Source organism: Streptomyces sp. NPDC005962 (assembly GCF_040629205.1).
GTDB lineage: Bacteria > Actinomycetota > Actinomycetes > Streptomycetales > Streptomycetaceae > Streptomyces.
This window is the reverse complement of sequence record NZ_JBEXVE010000037.1, coordinates 64,278-77,350: the sequence shown is the minus strand read 5'-3', so window position 1 is coordinate 77,350 and position 13,073 is coordinate 64,278. Positions and strand designations below refer to the sequence as shown.

The following is a 13,073-nucleotide window of genomic DNA, read 5'->3' as shown; positions in this document are numbered from 1 at the left end:
GGGGACATGCTGCCCTACGGGCGGTGGGCGGCACACGGCGCGCGTGTACCGAAGAGGCGCGCCCCTTACGTACGCCGCTACGCACGCCTGCGGGCGTAGCTCAGGAGCGCGCGATCGTCTCGTGGTGCCGGATGACCTCGGCGATGATGAAGTTGAGCAGCTTCTCGGCGAAGGCGGGGTCGAGTTTGGCGTTTTCCGCCAGTTCGCGGAGCCGGGTGATCTGGCTGGCCTCGCGGGCGGGGTCGGCCGGGGGAAGCTTGTGTTCGGCCTTGAGGTGACCGACCTGCTGGGTGCATTTGAAGCGCTCGGCGAGCATGTGGACCACGGCCGCGTCGATATTGTCGATGCTGTCGCGGAGCCGGGCGAGCTCGGCGCGTACGGCGTTCTCGGCCTCGTCGGTCGTGCCGGCCGGGCCCGGCTGGTCGGGGCGGTCGGCGGGGTCGGTCTCGCGGTGCGTCATGGCCCCCGACCCTATGTCAGTGGGCCACCGCCTCAGGCTCCGGGACCGCCCCGCCCCCGGTGGGGGGTTCAAGAAGGGGACGGGACGGTCTCCCGGGGAGGGCTGCCCCCGGTAGCAGCGCCTCCACCGTGGAGGAGCCGTAAACGCGAGACGAGGTTCCCCTTCGGCATCGCAATTTTTCGCCCCGCCCGGTCATACAGGCCCTAGGCTCCCGGCATGATCGCGACGCTTCAGTGCACTGTCATCGACTGTCCGGACCCGGCCGCGCTGGCCGCCTTCTACGGCGCGGTCCTGGGGTGGCGGGTGGATGACAGCGACCCGGAATGGGCGACCCTCACCTCGGCGGACGGGCAGCGGTTCGCCTTCCAGCTGGCGCCGGACCACCAGCCGCCGCGCTGGCCGGACCCGGCGCGTCCGCAGCAGATGCATCTGGACTTCGACGTGCCGACGATCGAGGACGCGGAGCGGGCCCAGCAGGAGGTGATCGCGCTGGGTGCGACGTTCCTGCACGACAGCCGCGGGGAGCGGTCCGGCTTCCGGGTCTTCAACGACCCGATCGCTCCTGACTTACCGTTCTAGCGTATCCGCAGGCCAGGGCAGTAGGGAGCCCCCGCCGTCCGGAGTCGGATGGCGGGAGCTCGCTGCTGTGCTCACTCTTCGCCCAACATCCCCTTGAGGTAGCCAGTGGCAGCGGCTAGGAACTCTTCCCGAGCCTTCTTGAAGTCGTACCAGTTCGGATCGGAGCCACCGCCCTTGTGCAGCGCTGAGGCACGCTCTACCAGGGCGCGAGCCTCCTTCACGGGGCCGACTCCCATCAGGTCGATGACATTGAACGCGGCGCGACTGGCGAGGTATGCCGCGTCCACAGCACTCACCGCCGCTACCTCGTCAGGTTTCCCGTCCGCCGTCGTGAACCGCCCGTCGCTGCGGTGCCAAGCGACCTGGGATTCAGCGTCAACTGCGTTCAGCAACTCAGCGAACGCGTCACGACGTGCAAGGTAGAGCGAGATCACAGACGCATCGTGCATGGCGCTACTCCATCCGTTGAAGTCCAGCAACGCCACGCTACTCACTCAAACCCCGCGCCTGTCCCCGAAAGCCATATGTCCCCCCGTTTGTGTGGTCAACAGTCAGTGCCGGATACAGCGGGATTCGCATACCGGACGGAACGGCGCGGGGACATACGCGGGGCCACGCTGCTGCGAGCAACGTCGTCTCCGCTATTCGTGGGACCGCATTCCGCATCCGGGGCGCAAGCCAGTTGAGGAGAGCACGTATCAAATGCCGGATTGCAGTCTGGGTTGCAGACCGGCGCGGAACTCACAGTGGTGTGCGGAAAAACCCTCTCCAGTTCGGTGCGAGCTTCCCGCATCGCTTCACCCTGATAGATCTCCTCAAGGCTCTGTTCGTGCACATTTCCCAGGTTCATCCAGCGCGAGAATACGCACGGGGTGACTTGCCCGTTGGGCAGTACGGCGAACTTTGCGCGCCCACACCTGCCGCAGAGCCTTCCGATACTCGGAAATGCCCCCTCAGCACCTCGCCCGAACGGTCGGATGCGGTCGGTTCGCACGTCTCGGATTCCGAGTTGCAGAAGCTCGTGATGCGCACCCGCCTCGCGCTGTCCGTCAAGGACGTGGATCACGCTTCCACGCATTTTGATTCCGAGTTCCCGCGCCTTTTCGACGTTGGCCCGCGTGTGCGCGTGAGATCCTCGCACCTCGGTCACTTCGTCGTGGTCGACTTCATCGTCGCTGTAGTAGCTGAACGCGAGACGGACCCCGGGCAGTTTGAGGACTTCCCAGACTTCCGGCCTGATGTGGGTCATGTTGCTGAATACCTCGATGCGCATGTCGTACTTGTGCGCATGCCGGATGAACGCGGGCAGGCCCGGGTGAAGCGTCGGCTCCCCACCGATGAATTGCACGTCCCGTACACCCAGGGCGTTGAGCTGATCGATTACGCGAGTCCAATCAGAATCCACCATGTCCCCGTGATCACCCTGCGGCGACGAACTGGCGTAGCAGTGACGACAGTTCAAGTTACAGAAACCGGTGATCTCTAACCATGCGAATTGCGGACGCAGTGGCAGAGCGCGCATGACAGCTCCCAAGAGTTTGAGTGTCGGACCCACAGGGCCACTGGGACCACCCAGGGTCAGGCCCGGACGGGAATCTACTGGTTCTCCACGGCCTCAACACGACGGCCGCCATGGCGCGCTATTCATCGTTGTGGACCCGCCCTGATCGCCCAGCCCTTCCTGTAGCACGGGCGACCAGGACGGGATTTCCCTACCCGGCGATACGGGGGATGCGCGCGGGCAGGAGTTGAGGGGCCCGGCTTTCCTCGTCCCGCTTCGGGGGGGGCGGTCGCCCAGAGCGGGGGCCTACGGGTTGCCGTCGGCGTGCACGCAGGGGTTCTCGCAACTGTCGTCACAGTTGTGCGTGTTCTGGCGCACGTGCCGATCGGCCAAGTCACCTTGACGTGTCGCCGGAGTGCTCGACGGGCGCACGTCCCTGCTGTTCGTGGCCGCATTGAGAGTGTGTCGCCTGGTGGTCATGTACTTCGTTCCTGTTCGTCTTCAGTGCGTTGTGGCCTATTCGGCCATTCGTCGGAATGCTCGGTCGGTGACTCTGGGTGGTCTAGCGAAACCAGTGCCCGAAATCGCGCATTACCTGTTCCCGCAGTGCTTCGCGTGACGGATCGGTGATTTCCCATGAGTGGTTGACGGGATGACCCAGGTACAGGTGGCAGGTGTCATTCCCGTCATCCGTGGCGACAGCGCACCATTGCGGATGCTCGAACCGATGCCCGTCGTCGTCCCACAGCATCCAGATGGCTGCACCGTCCCGGTCCTCAGACCAAATGTGGTCGGCGTGCTCACCTTCGTGGCCTTCGCCTAACTCGCACATGGCGTACGGACCAAGGTCGCGCAGCGTTTCGAGCGGCTTCTCGGGCGGATAACTGGACTTCACCAATTCCACCAAAACACCCTCCAACGGGAGGGGATTCACACCAGTGCACTCCAGCACGTCAGCCCTTCCTTACTCACTTACCAGCAACGGTCGATCGGAAGGGCCTCATTGCCGACGAGGTAACACCTTGCATCGGAAGACCCTGCGCCATCGGGCGGCGCGATGAATCAACTTCCTCTTTTTTGCCTGCGAATGCACCTCTACCCCTGCACTGGAAGCGCCCTGCCTCGGATACCGGGAGTCCTCTGGGTGTCCGAAGGTCGCGTGAAGGTCCATGTCATTTATGACCACATGAAGCAGCTCAAGACTTTTCTTGCGGCCAGATTCCTCAAGCCTGGACACCAGCGCGGCGCACTGCTCGCAAGAGTTGGGATCAATGGGACCGCTTTGGGGTTCGAGCAGACCGGACGGGGAGTGCACTGCGCGAGATCCTTTCTGGTGGTAACCGTCCCTGCCGGGATTCTGAATAGGACGGGGGAGCCCCAAATTCAGTACGTCCGGCAGGGACGGAGCTAATCACTGGCCAGCATGACGGCTACTGTGGCCACCCAAGGCCCGTTGAAACCGCCTGAACAACTGGCGTCTTGCAATGCGCAGTTCTTCGCTGGCCTCGCAGATGTGACACTCGAAAGGACAGTGCGGGTGTTCAGCGCGAGGCAGGTAAACAACCCCGGTCTCCCGGTCTTTCACACCGCCGTACTCTGTCCACCAACCCTTCGGTGAGTCCTCATACGGCGTGTCCGCGAACTGGTTTGCGGCGCTCTTACTCGTCTCTTCGGTCATAGCATCCGCCCCATCGGGCCGAATTGATGTCGCCGCCTGATGTCCTCGCGCATACGCTCCCGAAGCTGAGCCATCAGGGGACTCTCGCCGTCCTCGTCCTGGTCTGCCCTGATGCCGCCGTCGGGACCGGCGGCGTCAGGGCACTTCGGGTGACCGCAGTTGCACGCGGGCCAGGAGAGAACAGACCGAATCGGTGGCTCGCCGTTCTCGGGGTAGTCCACCATCACCGGTCCGTCCCCCTATGTGCGTGGAAGAAGCGGGGCACGTACGGCGGTGCAGGGTCGGTGTCCCAAAAGATCGGAACGCGATCCTCAACCGGGACGCGCGGGAGCGGGACGGTGGGACGGTCATCGTTCACGTCAAACCATGCGCGAGGGGCACGCATCAGGTAGGACGCCGGCGGCGGAATGGGCACAAGCGGCACCCCGGTTGAGGAGGTCCAGGAGTGGTAAGCCTCCGACTCCGACCGCATGAACCCAGGGGATAAGTCCCGGGCGCTGGCAGCGAGGTAGGCCGCGCTGTGCCTCCCCGGAGACGTGACGATCAGTTGCCGCAGTCTCCGCAGCACCGATCGGGCGGTACTCTTCCGCATGTTGACGCTCCAATCCAGCGTTAGCCATGCCCCCGGGCCGGTCGCACGGTCGCGGGGGTCTTTGTTCCCCCAGAAAACCGCAGCTCGGCCCGATCGCGGACCGGTCGCACGGTCGCGTCAGGGGTCTGTCTTGCTCTAGGCAACCGGCGCGTCACGCACAGCGGTACCGTTGAAGCGCACGGGGCTTTTAAGAGCTTTAAGCGCTGCGGAGGTGTGGCACGCATGGGCGACCGACAACCGAACAAGGGTCTGACGAGGCTGTACACCGCAACGGACTGGACGCTGCGTCAGTTCGCCCAGGAGGTCAACAAGATCGCGACCGAGCGGGGGAAGCCGACGCGGTATCAGCCAGCGTCGGTCCATCAGTGGCTGGGCGGGCACATGCCCAGGGAAGAAGTACGCCCATTGATCTTGGAGGCCCTATCCCGTCACCTCAAGCATCCCGTCACGCACAGAGAGGCTGGCTTCCCTGCACCTGTTCATGACGGGTGCAGCATCGGCACAGTTGAAGGGTTAGTAGATCTCGGCATGCAAGACATGGACCCTTCACGCCGCAGCGTCATCGGAGCCGGAGCAAAACTATTCTCTGTGGCTTTGGCTATTCCGGGGTGGCAGGACGTCGTAGGTCGCATAGAAGCTGTCCAGACTGGCCGAATGCAACATATCGGCATGCCGGAAGTGGAATCCGTCATTGCTATGACGGATCGACTTTCCGACCTTGACGATGAATTCGGTGGACGCTATGCGCGCCCAATGGCTGCGGCTTTTATGGTGAACGTCGTTGCCCCCTGCCTCAAAGCGGATGCTCCGAGCGAAGTACGTAAAGCTATGACGTCTGCCGCTTCCTTTCTGAGTTACCTCACAGGCTGGATGGCGGTTGATGAAGGATTTCACGGCCTGGCTCAGCAGTACTACGTGAAGGGTCTGGAACTTGCGGGCGCAAGCGCCGACCATATGACTTACTGTCACATTCTCCGTGGGATGTCCGTTCAATCGGTAGATTTGGAACATGGTTCAACAGCGGTGAACCTGGCCAATGCAGCTATCAGTGAGGCGACTCCTGCCGCTGGCCCCAGAATGCTGGCCTTCATGGGCGGGCAACAGGCTCACTCATACGCCGTCGCCAAGGATCGCGTCAATGCGCTCCGATGCATCACTGAAACTGAGGTTGCCCTAAGCAAAGCGCAGAGCCGACAGGGAACCTTCGGCGGTTACAATTCGGCTACGCTGGCATATCACACCGCGCAAGTCCGGTACTACCTGGGGGATGTGGCCGGAAGCGTGGATTCACTGGAACTGTGTTTCAGTTTGCGCGACCCGAAATATGATTCCCGCCGGGGTGATTTGCAATTCGGTGCACTGCTGGCCGAGCGCCAGCTAGGAATTGGCCATTTGGATGCAGCGTGCGCTACCTGGGGCAAGGTAGTGGACGAGTACCCATCCATCCAATCCTGGAAAGTCGATAGGCGCATCACGGAGATGATTCGACTGATCCGCCCGCACCTCAAGAACTCAACCGCACGCGACCTCTACGAGCGGGCACGTCTTGCGGCGCCATCACTGGCAGCCTGAACCACACAAGTAAGCCCCGCACCATGCGCCATAGTGGCCATGATGCGGGGCTCTCTCCATTAAACCGGATTGATCATTTCGCGGCCGGCCGCTATGGGTACCTTTTTCGTATCGAACTCCTCAGCGATCCACTGGAAATCCGGAGCGCGAGCAGGCAGCAGATGCGAACGGGTCTCCCTGTCGTTGGGTATTCCGACAGCATCCGCCCATGCGTGCTTGTCGCGGCAGTGCGCGAGGAATACCGCCACTCCCGCACTGAATGTGTCCCCAGGGCACTCGACAAGGCTCTGTTCCGCTACATCGCGGTAGTCGGCCATATTGAGGTTCCGGAAGCGCTCCGGGATTTCCTCCGGCGCGACGGGCGTCCGGCGTCTCTTCTGTCTAGCCATGGCGCCCTGCCCATCGCGCAGCAGCGGCCTTCCTCGCCCGCGTGGTTGTGGTCACCGGTCGCGCCTCGTCATCGCTCTCTGGAATGCCCAGCGCACCCAACAGACGTACCAGTGTGAGCCGTTGTTGCCTCAACTCCCCCACGATAGGCGAGACGCGCAGTTGCCCTTTCGAGCCTTCCGTCATTGGACCGTGCTCATCCAACGCAGCGGACAGAGCATCGACCACATCTTGAGTGCGCGCGGCCTCTTTCAACAGCGCGCGTTCGTCGGGTCGCAATTCCAGATTGCGCGTGATCGACTCCCAGAGTGCTCGCCCTCCCTGGCCGAGTGATTCTGAAGCGTCGTCGCTGGTCAATTCAGCCACTCCCTTCGACAGCGGGAAAACGGACTTCTAAGCACCGCATCGTTTTCCGGCTGCTATACGCTTGCGGTCCGGCTGGTCGGCCGAGGGGGGGTATGCCCCACCCCCGACCGTTCCTACTTACCTTCGACGAGTCCCCGAGAAGTCGGCACCAGCTTGCGCGCTGCCTCTGGGGTCATACCGGCGGGAACTTCATAGGAAGAGATCACCTTTCCTTCACGACGCTCGCGCAGTTCGGTGGATCGCAGCTTGCACCGTTCCTCACCGTCGAAATAGCCCAATGACATGCGTTCGCGTTCCCACATCGGGGGATGCACACTCAACTGTTCCTCCGTCATGGTGACCCAGCGCCCTGAATGAACGGGGTCGTTGGTGTTGACGACACGAAATAGCGAGTCCCATGCATTCTCTACTTCCGTTATGTAACGGTAGAACTCCCCATTAGGAGGTGCGCCGCGCTGGCCAGTAAACCCCAGCTTCTGTGCGGTCATCCCAAGGAAGTTAATTGTTCCCCGCCATGATTTGAACGTCTGCCGGGCTGCCTCCAGGTGGATCTTTGCTTCCTCTTGCATCCCTTCGAACCGGGCAAGCAAGCTGGTCCGCCATTCGCGCAGCATCTCCGGATCATCCGCCAACTGCCGGTATGCGCGACGTGCATGCTCAGCTACTGATCGGGCGGCCTCTATCTCGAAAGCCTTGTCCTTCCGCATGGCTTGATAGTCGACAGGCTTATATGCCTTAGGCTTCGGTCCGCCTCGGGCGTGCTCAAGATGCGCCCTGCGCTGCCCCTCCTCCTGATTTTTCACCTTCCAGCCGAGTTCGATGAATTCGGCATGAAGATCCTCGCAATGCTCTACGGCCTCCTGCCACTCGTCCCACGCATCATGTGCAGATTTCGGGGCAGACTCGGGATGCCATCGACGGTCGACAACATTGATAACGCTGGCCAGCATGCGCGAGACATGCCTATCCAAGTCGTCGTATTCCGACATTCGCTCTCCTCTCGCGTGGGGTTATGGCAGCAGTCACGACTGACTCAGTGGTTCGGCGCATGACTGCTGCCCTCACTCATGAGGGAGCGGGAGGGGTTCACGGGAATGCGGCACCTGGTGACGGAAGTGGTGACGAGTGACGGAACAGAGGTGGGGTCGGGGTTGAGTTCACACAGACCGAGGGTGCGACTCCTGTTGAGTCGATTGGGACCTACCGTCATTTCGTCACTCGTCACCCCCTAAATGACACTGGGTGGGCCGAACAGCCACGCTGTGTATAAAAGATCCCGTCTATCAAGCCGACTGGCCTCCGGCACGGCTTTTCGCTGCTGGTGAGCCGCTGTGACGCAGTTCACGTGACTCGGTTTCGGCTGGGGGTGACTCAAAGCCCACGCCGGGACCTATCCGGCACAGGGTCTCGTATGGCGCTCCTCCCCTGCCCTAAACAGCACCCAGACGCACGAACGGCCCGCCACGGGGCTTTCCCCAGCAGCGGGCCGCGAACGGAACTCAGACGGGCTTACGCCGCCGCCTGAAGGACAACCTCCCGCTTGCGTAGGCGCGTCACGCCTCCCTCCGATACCTGTCGGTTCTCGCTCTCGGACTCTTCGCGGATCGCACGCAGTTCGTCCGCTGCTTCCTGGAAGGACTCTTCACGTATCTCGAAGCTCACGCGGGACTCGTCCAGCGTTCGCCATCCGCCCCGCGTCCCCTTCCGCACCAGCAACCGGGCGCCCGCGTCCAGGAGCATGTGGCGCTTTCGCTGGTCATCTGCCACCGCCCATTCGTCGGCGATGGTGCGGCCAGTCGGCGTGAGTGCGCGCTTCTCCTCAACCTTCGGTGTGCTCTCCAGCACCGCCAACCTGTTGTCGAGAGCGTCAGCCCTTTCCTGCCAAGCCTCCCGGGCCGCCTTGGACTTCTGCCGCCCTTCCTGCTGCTGGTGTTCCTTGTACTCCGCCAGCGTGGCCGCAATCTCCGGGGCAGGATCGTAGCCGGGCGTGATCACAGTCTTTTTGACCTCAAGACCGCCAACCGCCGCCAAGAACTCCCGCTCTACGTATCCTTCAACCCAGTCCGCCCGAATGACGACAGGAGCGGGGCACACAATGCCCGTCAGGTGCGCCGTGCATTTATAGCTGGCACGCTGCACGCCCTTCCGCTTGTTGGCCATGTGATACATACGGCTTTCACACCCCGCGCAGTGGATGACGCGCAACAGCTTGGATTTCTGATCATGACGGTCGTGCGGCCCAAGCTTCCTGTCCTCAAAGAGCGCCCCGATACGATCGAACTCCGCACGGGTGAGAATGGGCTGAGTGGTCAGCATGACCGGCGCGCCCTCACTGTCTCGTACCGGCTTGCCGTCGTGCATCTTCCAGCCGATAAGGCTCGGTGAAGTGAGTACCTTACGGATCACAGACGGCACCCAGTTGAAGCGCTCCCGTACCGTGGTCTCACCCTTGGCCCCGCCGGTCTTTCCTCCGGTCTTTCGCCCAGCCTTAAGGGACCAATTATCGCGCGGTGTCGGAACCTTCTCCGCCCTGAGTTCCTGGCACAGCTTGTTGATCGTCTTCCCATCCAGCAGATCCCGGATGATTCGCTCAATGACCTTGACCGCATCGGGGTCAGGAACCAGCGTCTTGCCGATTCCGCCGTGTTCCTGCGGCATGTCGGCGATCATGTATCCGTACTTGGGCCGCCCGCCCTTCCAGCGGAGCGGCATCATGCGCAGAGCAGCCTGAGCCCCGATAACACGCTCTTTGATGCTCATCGCCTCGACCTGGGCGGCGAAGGCGAACATGAGCATCATGAGTTCCGAAACCGGGTCCATCGGGTTCCGGAAGTCGAAAACGAGCCTCCCGCCGCCGACCCCCTCAGCGAACACCAGCATTTTCCGGTGTTCACGGGCCCATTTGGCAAGGTCGTGCATATCGCTCATGGATCGCAACGCGCGATCGAAGCGCCACCAGACGAGGGCATCGAACTCGTCAGGCTTGGCCAGCCACGTGCCCAGTTCCGGACGGTCGAAGGGGCCCACCTTGGACGCACTCACGTCCAGGTCGACAGCTTCCCGCCCGTCGAAGTCGATGCCGAGCGCTTCGGCTGCCCGGTCGTCTGCGTCGCGCTGACGCTCCGGTGAGGTGGTCTCGTCCGTGTGCACAGAGAGGCGCACGGCTCGAACGCCCCTCAGCCGCGTAGTCGTACCCATGCCCTCCGGGGAGCGCACAGGGTGCTCTGCCTCGCCGACCAGCGTTGATGCCGCCATGACCGGGGTTCCTCCAGAACGCTAGTTCTGGAGCGATCGGAGATCCGGCCGGGCACCCGTTCTGCATCTGCTACGGCCAGATCTGACGCACGGTAACCACTACGGCCGGACGTGACGGACGCGCCGGGCATGACGCGGACCCGGGCATGACGCGGACCCGGCGCGCACCGCCGCGCCGGGTCCCGTTCCTGCCGTGGTGTGCCGGGTCAGCCGCCGAGCTGGGCCGCGGCGGTCTTGATGTTCTGGGCGAAGGTGCTCACCTCGGTGTAGACACCGGGCTTGCCGGGCCGGGCGCAGCCCTCGCCCCAGCTGACGATGCCGACCTGAGTCCACTGCCCGGCGTCGTCCTTGCGGAACATCGGGCCGCCGGAGTCGCCCTGGCAGGTGTCGACGCCGCCCTGGGCCATCTTGCCCGCGCAGATCTCCTCACCGGCGACGAGTTCGCTGTACGCCGACTTGCAGGTGGCGTCGTCGACGAACGGCACGGTGGCCTTCAGCAGGTAGCGCTGCTGGCTGCCGCCTTCGCTGGCGGCGCCCCACCCGGCGACGGTGAAGTCGCCCTTGTTGTACGCCGTGGTCTCGGCGATCTTCAGGGTGGGCTGGTTGATGGGCTTCGCGAGCTTGATGAGCGCCCAGTCCTTGCCGGTGCCGTTGTAGCCCGGGGCCTGGAGCACCCGGGTGGACTTGACCTTGACGGCGCTGGAGCTCTGGAGGTCGACGACGCCCGCGGTGGCGGTGATGGAGGTGTTGGCGCCGCTGCCGTCCACACAGTGGGCGGCGGTGAGCACGATGTCCTGGGTGTAGAGCGCGCCGCCACAGCCCATGGAGAGCCGGACCATGAAGGGGAATTCACCCTGGGCGGCGCGGGTGCCGCCGACGACGGAGGGGCCGGGCTCGGGGCCGGTGGGCTGGGCTGTGGCGGTGCCCGGCATGAGGCTGAACGCGGCGAGGGCGACGGCGCCGAGGGCCGTGGATCTCTTCAGGTGCTTCAGTGCGTTTCGCAACGGAAGTCCTCTCGTGGGGGGTTGCGCAAAAATGTCAGGCCCATGCCAAATGACCGCCGAATGACCGCCCACATGACAAGGACCTGCGTATGCCCTGCGATTATGTGAAGTCCGCGAACGGCATGACAAGAGCCGCTTTCCGGCCATGGGCACCGGCCCGCGCGGCCTCCGTGCCCCCGCACCCGCCCGCCCGTACAGTGGGCTCGTGGCGGCACCGGGCAGCGACATCGAACACGGCTATCCGCACCTGGACATGGTCCGGGCCGCGATCACCGCGCTCTACCGGCGGCTGTCGCGCGACACGGTGGACACCTTCGGGCTCAGCGTGGTCCCCGCCGACGTGGCCTTCTCCGACCAGGACGACCTGCACCTGGGCGTCCAGCGGGTGGCCCGGGTGATGGTGCGGCACATGCGGCTGCCGGACGCCCGGATGATCGTGAGCTTCCGCGAGATGCGGCACGCGGGGAACGTCGAACTGGCCGCCGGGCCGGAGTACTTCATCGAGCTGAACTCCCGCTTCAAGACCCACCGCCGCGACATCGGGGCGGCCCTCGCCCACGAGGTCACCCACGTCTATCTGCACCGACTCGATCTGGCCTTCCCCGGCACCCGCGACAACGAGATCCTCACCGACACCACCGCCGCCTACCTCGGCACCGGCTGGCTGCTGCTCGACGCGTACCGCCAGTCCGCGGTGACCAGCCAGAAGCTGGGCTATCTGACGCCGGAGGAGTTCGGCTACGTCCTCGCCAAACGGGCCCGGCTCTTCGACGAGGACCCGTCCCCCTGGTTCACCAGCCCGCAGGCGTACGAGGCGTACACCAAGGGCCGGGAGCTGGCCCTGCGCGACGAACGGCAGCCACCGCTCACCGCGGCCGGCTGGACCGGCCGCCGCCGGTACGCCAGGGACCGCCGTTCGGCGCAGTCCGGCCACCCCTCCCCCACCGGTGGCGACTACGTCTTCGAGAGCGGTCCGCCGTTCAGCGTGTCCTTCCCCTGTCCTACCTGCCGCCAGCGCATCCGGCTCCCGGTGCGCGGCAGGGTGCGGGCACGCTGCGGACTGTGCCGTACGGTCCTGGAGTGCGACACCTGACGGCCGGGGCGGGACCGGGGCGCCGTTCGAGCACGCTCCACGTCGTACCCTCGCGTGCATGAGCCCCTCCATCGCCACCAACACCCGTGTCGCCCTCGACGAGCTGCTGGAGTTCGTCCGCCCCCGCCACCGCGCCATCCTGATGACCCGCCGGACCGACGGCACCCCGCAGGCGTCCCCGCTGACCTGCGGCGTCGACGACTCGGGCCGTATCGTCATGTCCACCTACCCCGAGCGCGCCAAGGTCCGCAACGCCAAGCGCGACACGGCCGTCAGCCTGATCGTGCTGTCCGACGAGTGGAATGGCCCATGGGTCCAGATCGACGGCGCCGCCGAGGTGATCGACACCCCCGACTCGGTCGAACCGCTCGTCGAGTACTACCGCAACATCGCCGGTGAGCACCCCGACTGGGACGAGTACCGCTCGGCCATGCGCAAGCAGGGCAAGTCCCTGATCCGGGTCACCCCCGAACGCTGGGGCCCGATCGCCACCGGCGGCTTCCCCGCCCGGCTGGTGGAGGACTCCCCCGAAGGCTGAAGCGGTCGGGAACGCCACGCGGCGCCCGCCCCCGGTCGGGTGGGGGAG

Annotated in this window: 13 protein-coding genes; 4 read left to right on the top strand and 9 right to left on the bottom strand. The window is 64.3% G+C overall.

Annotated features, from left to right (window positions below):
* Positions 1–100: 100 nt before the first annotated feature.
* The gene (locus ABZ370_RS38595; RefSeq protein ID WP_358631371.1) at positions 101–460 is read right to left on the bottom strand and encodes a chorismate mutase; all 360 of its coding nucleotides are present in this window, start codon (positions 458–460) and stop codon (positions 101–103) included.
* Positions 461–676: 216 nt separating this feature from the next.
* On the opposite strand from ABZ370_RS38595, the gene ABZ370_RS38590 reads away from it, so the two are divergent.
* Complete coding sequence (locus tag ABZ370_RS38590; protein WP_358631369.1) at positions 677–1,039, top strand: VOC family protein; 363 nt, start codon at positions 677–679, stop codon at positions 1,037–1,039.
* 71 nt (positions 1,040–1,110) lie between these two features.
* On the opposite strand, the gene ABZ370_RS38585 is transcribed toward ABZ370_RS38590, so the two are convergent.
* From ABZ370_RS38585 to ABZ370_RS38575, 3 genes are all read right to left on the bottom strand, one after another.
* The gene (locus tag ABZ370_RS38585; protein ID WP_358631366.1) at positions 1,111–1,524 is read right to left on the bottom strand and encodes a hypothetical protein; all 414 of its coding nucleotides are present in this window, start codon (positions 1,522–1,524) and stop codon (positions 1,111–1,113) included.
* Positions 1,525–1,583: 59 nt separating this feature from the next.
* Positions 1,584–2,561, bottom strand: coding sequence for a radical SAM/SPASM domain-containing protein (locus ABZ370_RS38580; protein ID WP_358631363.1), 978 nt, complete (start codon positions 2,559–2,561; stop codon positions 1,584–1,586).
* 541 nt (positions 2,562–3,102) lie between these two features.
* On the bottom strand, positions 3,103–3,444 hold the full coding sequence (locus ABZ370_RS38575; RefSeq protein ID WP_358631360.1) for a hypothetical protein: 342 nt from the start codon (positions 3,442–3,444) through the stop codon (positions 3,103–3,105).
* 1,588 nt (positions 3,445–5,032) lie between these two features.
* Here ABZ370_RS38575 and ABZ370_RS38570 point away from each other — a divergent pair.
* Complete coding sequence (locus tag ABZ370_RS38570; RefSeq protein ID WP_358631358.1) at positions 5,033–6,382, top strand: tetratricopeptide repeat protein; 1,350 nt, start codon at positions 5,033–5,035, stop codon at positions 6,380–6,382.
* Positions 6,383–6,441: 59 nt separating this feature from the next.
* Here the strand turns inward: ABZ370_RS38570 and ABZ370_RS38565 are convergent, their stop codons facing one another.
* From ABZ370_RS38565 to ABZ370_RS38545, 5 genes are all read right to left on the bottom strand, one after another.
* A complete protein-coding gene (locus tag ABZ370_RS38565; protein ID WP_358631355.1) occupies positions 6,442–6,699 on the bottom strand; it encodes a hypothetical protein in 258 nt (85 codons plus the stop codon).
* Between the two features lie 64 nt (positions 6,700–6,763).
* Complete coding sequence (locus ABZ370_RS38560) at positions 6,764–7,126, bottom strand: hypothetical protein (protein WP_358631352.1); 363 nt, start codon at positions 7,124–7,126, stop codon at positions 6,764–6,766.
* 122 nt (positions 7,127–7,248) lie between these two features.
* A complete protein-coding gene (locus ABZ370_RS38555) occupies positions 7,249–8,124 on the bottom strand; it encodes a hypothetical protein (protein ID WP_358631349.1) in 876 nt (291 codons plus the stop codon).
* Positions 8,125–8,644: 520 nt separating this feature from the next.
* Complete coding sequence (locus ABZ370_RS38550; protein ID WP_358631346.1) at positions 8,645–10,390, bottom strand: recombinase family protein; 1,746 nt, start codon at positions 10,388–10,390, stop codon at positions 8,645–8,647.
* Positions 10,391–10,596: 206 nt separating this feature from the next.
* The gene (locus tag ABZ370_RS38545; protein WP_358631343.1) at positions 10,597–11,394 is read right to left on the bottom strand and encodes a serine protease; all 798 of its coding nucleotides are present in this window, start codon (positions 11,392–11,394) and stop codon (positions 10,597–10,599) included.
* Positions 11,395–11,647: 253 nt separating this feature from the next.
* Between ABZ370_RS38545 and ABZ370_RS38540 the strand changes: the two genes are divergently transcribed.
* Entirely contained in the window at positions 11,648–12,487 is an 840-nt protein-coding gene (locus ABZ370_RS38540; RefSeq protein ID WP_358631424.1) for a hypothetical protein, read from the top strand.
* A 58-nt stretch (positions 12,488–12,545) separates the two neighbouring features.
* The gene (locus tag ABZ370_RS38535) at positions 12,546–13,025 is read left to right on the top strand and encodes a PPOX class F420-dependent oxidoreductase (protein ID WP_358631340.1); all 480 of its coding nucleotides are present in this window, start codon (positions 12,546–12,548) and stop codon (positions 13,023–13,025) included.
* Positions 13,026–13,073: the final 48 nt, after the last annotated feature.